General features: G+C 67.5%; 5 protein-coding genes. 1 reads left to right on the top strand and 4 read right to left on the bottom strand.

Annotated features, from left to right (window positions below; all coding sequences use genetic code 11):
* Window positions 1-915: tripartite tricarboxylate transporter substrate binding protein (locus tag DBR23_RS13825; protein WP_233250456.1), on the top strand; the 915-nt coding region annotated here is incomplete at its 5' end.
* Between the two features lie 277 nt (window positions 916-1,192).
* On the opposite strand, the gene folK is transcribed toward DBR23_RS13825, so the two are convergent.
* The 4 genes from folK to hda form a co-directional block, all read right to left on the bottom strand.
* On the bottom strand, window positions 1,193-1,720 hold the full coding sequence (gene folK, locus DBR23_RS13820) for a 2-amino-4-hydroxy-6-hydroxymethyldihydropteridine diphosphokinase (RefSeq protein WP_056748294.1): 528 nt from the start codon (window positions 1,718-1,720) through the stop codon (window positions 1,193-1,195).
* Window positions 1,717-3,306, bottom strand: a complete 1,590-nt coding sequence (gene pcnB / locus DBR23_RS13815; RefSeq protein WP_056066705.1) for a polynucleotide adenylyltransferase PcnB — start codon at window positions 3,304-3,306, stop codon at window positions 1,717-1,719. The genes folK and pcnB overlap by 4 nt, the downstream gene beginning before the upstream one ends.
* Window positions 3,307-3,343: 37 nt before the next feature.
* Window positions 3,344-4,048, bottom strand: coding sequence for an HAD family phosphatase (locus tag DBR23_RS13810; RefSeq protein ID WP_233250455.1), 705 nt, complete (start codon window positions 4,046-4,048; stop codon window positions 3,344-3,346).
* Window positions 4,049-4,227: 179 nt separating this feature from the next.
* The gene (gene hda / locus DBR23_RS13800) at window positions 4,228-4,926 is read right to left on the bottom strand and encodes a DnaA regulatory inactivator Hda (protein ID WP_056066700.1); all 699 of its coding nucleotides are present in this window, start codon (window positions 4,924-4,926) and stop codon (window positions 4,228-4,230) included.
* Window positions 4,927-5,203: the final 277 nt, after the last annotated feature.

Genomic DNA, 5,203 nt, shown 5'->3' with positions numbered 1-5,203 from the left:
GTCTGGGCTCAGGATGCCGGCCAGCCCATCCGCCTGATCGTGCCGTATGCCCCGGGCGGCCCCATCGACGTCACGGCCCGCGCACTGGCCGAGCGCGTGCGCGAATCGCTGGGCACGGTCATCATCGACAACAAGGGTGGCGCGGGCGGCAACATTGGCGCCGACGCGATTGCCAAAGCTGCCCCCGATGGCCTGACCATTGGCATCGCGGCCACCGCCACCCACGCAGTCAACCCCTGGCTGTATGCCCGCATGCCCTATGACGCAGGCAAGGACTTTGCCGGCATCACGCAGATGGTGCGCGTGCCCAACGTGCTGGTCATGAACGCCGCCAAGGCCGAGCAGCTCAAGATCCACACCGTGACCGACCTCATCGCCTACGCCAAGGCCAACCCCGCCAAGCTCAACTACGGCAGTGGCGGCAACGGCAGCGCGGGCCACCTGGCGGGCGAGATGTTCAAGCAGCGCGCCGGCATCTACGCACTGCACATCCCCTACCGGGGCGCCAACCCGGCCCAGTTGGCACTGCTGGCGGGCGAGGTGGACTTCAACATCGACAATCTGGCCGCCGCAGCGCCCAACATCCGCGCGGGCAAGCTCAAGGCGCTGGCCGTGACCTCGCTCGACGCCTCGGCCTCGCTGCCAGGCGTGCCACCGCTGTCCGCGACTTTCAAGGGTTTTTCCATCGACACCTGGTGGGGCCTGGTGGCGCCGGCCGCCACGCCCAAGCCCATCATCGACAAGCTGAACAAGGCTTTTGTGGCGGCACTGAACGCGCCCGAAACGAAGACCCGCTTTGCCGCATTGCTGGCGGAGCCCGTGGCCACCACGCCGCAGCAGTTCGACAGCTTCATGGCCAGCGAGCGTGCCAAGTACCAGCAGGTGGTGAAGGCGTCCGGGGCAAAAGTCGATTGACTCTCTGAGACGCAATCCGCTCGGTGCTGCCGCCTGAGGCGGCACCTCTTCGATGCCGTCCACGCCTGCGCGGGCAGGCTTGCGGCTGCGGCCTCCCAGCCCCCGAGAGAGACGCCACCCGAGGCCCGGCGGAGCCGGTTCCACGGCGGCACTGGCGTTGGACCGCGTCCGTTTCATCTGTCGCCCGCAAAGCCAATGCAGACGGGAGTATTTTTAAGCCTTTTCAGGCCCTGGCGCTTATCTATAAAGCGCAAAAAGCTCCCAATTTAGGAGCAAATTATTCACCCACCAAAGTGCCCACCCAAGCCGGGCCTTCCAGCTGGTGGATGTCCTGAGTCGCTACGGCCTGCAACGCCGACGCATCCACCCGCCCAGGCACCAGATCGGCCAGGGGGCGCAGCACGAACGCGCGCTCGGCCATGCGGGGGTGGGGCACGGTGAGTGTGGGGGTGTCGATCACCTGGTCACCAAACCACAGAATGTCGAGGTCCAGCGTGCGCGGCGCGTTGCGGTAGGGGCGCTCGCGGCCAGCAGATAGCTCGATGGCTTGCAGGGCACCCAGCAGGGCATCAGGTGCCAGAGTCGTTGTCAGCTCGGCCACGGCGTTGAGGTAGTCCGGGCCACCGGCATCGACCGGTGCGCTGCCATAGAGCGGCGACACGCGCAGGACCCGCGTGCCGGGCAATTGACCCATGGCCGCCAAAGCATTGCGCAAGGCGGCTTGCCGCTCTCCCAGATTGGCCCCCAGGCCCACATAGACCCGAGAGGGCCGCTCAGCCTGCTCCCCCACGTCCGGCCAACTCACTCGCCAGCCGCAGCAGGTGCTGCACCTTCGCCGCCACCACCACCGGGCTTGCGGCGACGACGGCGGCGCTTCTTGGGCGCGCCGCTTTCGGCGGCCCATTCGGTCTCGCCGCCCGCATGGTCAGTGTCTTGGACGGTGCCAGGGGCACGTGGTGCCGCCGCAGGTGCACTGCGAGGCACACGCTTGACCACAGGCTGCGCTTTCTGGCGGGCCTTCTGCTCTTCCTTGGCCTGGTCCATCAGGTCGTCGCGGCGCTCATCGTCCGCCGCCTGGAAGTCCTGCCACCACTCGGCCAGGGCTTCCTCGACTTCGCCCACATCGGCGCGCAGGCGCATGAAGTCGAACCCGGCGCGAAAGCGCGGCTGCATGACCATGCCGAACGGCGTGTTGCCCACGCGCTTTTCAAAACGCGGCTGCATCACCCAGATCTCACGCATGTCGGCGGCCAGCTTGCCGCGGCCCGACACGTCGCCAATGCGTTTGTCGAACACCTCGTCGATGGCCTCTTGCAGCGCGGGCAGCGGGTGTTGGCGCTGGTTTAGGCGCTCCTGCCAGCCATTGCGCACGTCTTCCCACAGCACGCAGGCCAACAAGAAGCTGGGGGCCACAGGCTTGCCTTCGTTCACGCGGCGGTCGGTGTCCACCAGGGCCGCCTTCACAAACGGCGTGTCGGCGCGCTCCACGGCCACGTCCAGCAGCGGGTAGATGCCCTTGGACATGCCCAGCTTGCGCAGCTGCTCGATGGTGGCGATGGCGTGCCCGGTCTGCAGCAGCTTGAGCATTTCGTCAAACATGCGGCTTTGGGGCACCTCGGCCAGCAGGGCCTGCGACTGCACCAGCGGCGCGGCCGACTTGGCATCGATGCTGAAGCCCAGCGGGCTGAGCTTGGCCGCAAAACGCACGGCGCGGATGATGCGCACCGGGTCTTCGCGGTAGCGCGTGGCGGGGTCGCCAATCATGCGCAGCGTCTTCTTCTTCGCGTCCTGCAAACCCTTGTGGTAGTCGACCACGATCTGGCTGACCGGGTCGTAGTACATGGCGTTCACGGTGAAGTCGCGGCGCGTCGCGTCTTCGTCCTGCGGGCCCCAGACGTTGTCGCGCAGCACGCGGCCGCTGGCGTCCACGGCATGCTGCATGCCCGACAGCTGCGCCTTGCTGGTCTTTTCGTTGCCAGCCACCTGACCCGCTGCGGCATTGTCGAGGTAGGCGCGGAAGGTGGAGACCTCGATCACCTCGTGCTCGCGGCCCCGGCCGTGCACCACATGCACGATGCGAAAGCGCTTGCCGATGATGAAGGCGCGGCGAAACAGGCCCTTGACCTGCTCGGGCGTGGCGTTGGTGGCCACGTCGAAGTCCTTGGGGCGCAGGCCCAGCAGCAGGTCGCGCACAGCGCCACCCACGATGTAGGCCTCGAAGCCAGCGTCCTTGAGCGTCTGCACCACCTCGGCGGCGCGGCGGTCCACCAGCTCGGGGTTGATGCCGTGCACGCTGGCGGGCACCTCTTCGCGCTTGCCGAAATGGGGCTTGCCGCCCGAGGTCCCGGGCGTCGATTTGCCCAGCAGTTTGTCGATGAACTTCTTGATCATGGGTAGGGAGATATCAGGGGACTGCGAGCGCAGGGGGTCAGGAGGCCGTCTGGCTGGCAGGCTCGGCAAACAGGTCCAGTATGCGCCAGCCGCGCTCCTGGGCCAGGGCGCGCAGGCGCGGGTCGGGGTTGGTGGCGACCGGGTGGTTCACCTTCTCCAGCAGGGGCACGTCGTTCATGGAGTCGCTGTAGAAGGTGCTCTCCACGTCGGCCCAGCTGAGCTGCCGCTCGGCCAGCCATTGTTCCATGCGGCGCACCTTGCCTTCGCGCATGGTCGGGATACCGTCAATCTCGCCGGTGTACCAGCCGCTGGCGTCGCGCACCAGCTGCACGGCCAGCAGTTGCGGCACCCCCAGCGCCTGGGCGATGGGGGTGGTCACGAACTCGTTGGTGGCAGTGACGATCACCACCTCGTCGCCCGCTGCCTGGTGCTGGCGGATCAGGTCGAGCGCCTGGGGCTGGATGGCGGGGGTGATGACCTCGCGCATGAACTGCTGGTGCGCCGCCGCTGCGGCATCGGGCCCGCGCAAGCGCACGGCCTCGGTCGCAAAACGCACGTAGTCGTGCACATCGAGCGTTCCCGCCTGGTAGTGGGCATAGAACTCGTCGTTGCGGCGCCCGAACTCCACCGGGTCGTTCCAGCCGATGCGGATGGTGAACTCGCCCCACTCGTAGTCAGAGTCGAGCGGCAGCAGCGTGTGGTCCAGGTCAAACAGCGCCAAGCGAAGGCGGCTTCTTTGCATTTCAATCATTCAATAAGTTGCGCTGCGCGAGCGGTTGCAAAAACTGTCGCTGCCCAAACCCAGCGGCCGCCGCGCAAGGGCCGCCCCGCCGCGCTGGCGGCGTCCTCCTTCCCGCGGTGCGCAGCACAGCGAGAGAAGGGGGAAGCGGCGCAGCCGCTCAGGGGGTTGTTCCTCATTTTTTATTCCGATTCGAGCATTGTCTTGAGCAGCGGAATCGTGATGGCACGCTGGGTGCGCAAGGCAAAGGCGTCGAGCTGGTCCAGCAGCTGCATCAGGCTGCCCAGGTCGCGCGAAAAGCGGTTGAGCATGTAGTCCATGACTTCGTCGCCCAGGAACACGCCGCGCGCATCGGCCTCCTGGCGCAGCACGGCGCGGCGCTCGGCCTCGCCCAGCAGTTGCAGCTGGAACACATGGCCCCAGCCCAGACGGCTGCGCAGGTCGTCGCGCAGCGGCAGGTCGGCGGGGGGCAGATCGCCAGCCGCCAGCACCCAGCGCTGGCTACCGCTGGCGGGGCTGATGGCATTGACGAACCAGTTGAAGGCCGTGGCCTGCTGGGCGGTGCTGTACAGGTGCACGTCGTCCATGACCACGGCGGCCCAGCGCTCGTCAAAGTCTGGCGGCTCACCCACCGAGGGGTCGAGCCAGCCCACGCTGGAGCCCTGCTCGCGCAGGGCCTGGCGCACGGCCTGGAGCAAATGGGTCTTGCCGCTGCCCGGCTCGCCCCAGAGGTAGGTGGGCACCGGGGAGCGGGTGGCTTCGCTGCTGCCCGCCCCGGCGGCCAGGCGCAGGTGCTGCAGCGCGGCCTCGTTGGGCCCGGCAAAAAAACGCTCCAGAGTGGGCCCGGTGGCCAGGCCGATGTCCAGCGCCAGTTGCTTCATCGTCATGCGCGGCGCCCGCACAGTGCAGGCTGAACCGTGGCGGAAGGTGCGGAAGCGGCAGTCAGGAAGAGGGTCAGCAGCGGCATCACAAGTGGGTGGGAAGGCACCGGGCCGTCGATGACTGCGGCCAGGCGCGGCGACAAAGTGGCATACGGCGCGTGGTCACCGACCGGCTCCCTCGCAGGGGGTGGGCGACAATGGCAGCGATTTTAGTCTGCAGCCAGCCCCCTGGGCCGTCGCCCGGCTCCACCGTCCCCTGCCTTGCACCATGACACCT

The organism is Acidovorax sp. HMWF018 (assembly GCF_003061035.1).
In the GTDB taxonomy this organism is placed as follows: Bacteria; Pseudomonadota; Gammaproteobacteria; order Burkholderiales; family Burkholderiaceae_C; genus Acidovorax; species Acidovorax delafieldii.
This window is presented reverse-complemented; position numbering and strand designations above follow the sequence as displayed.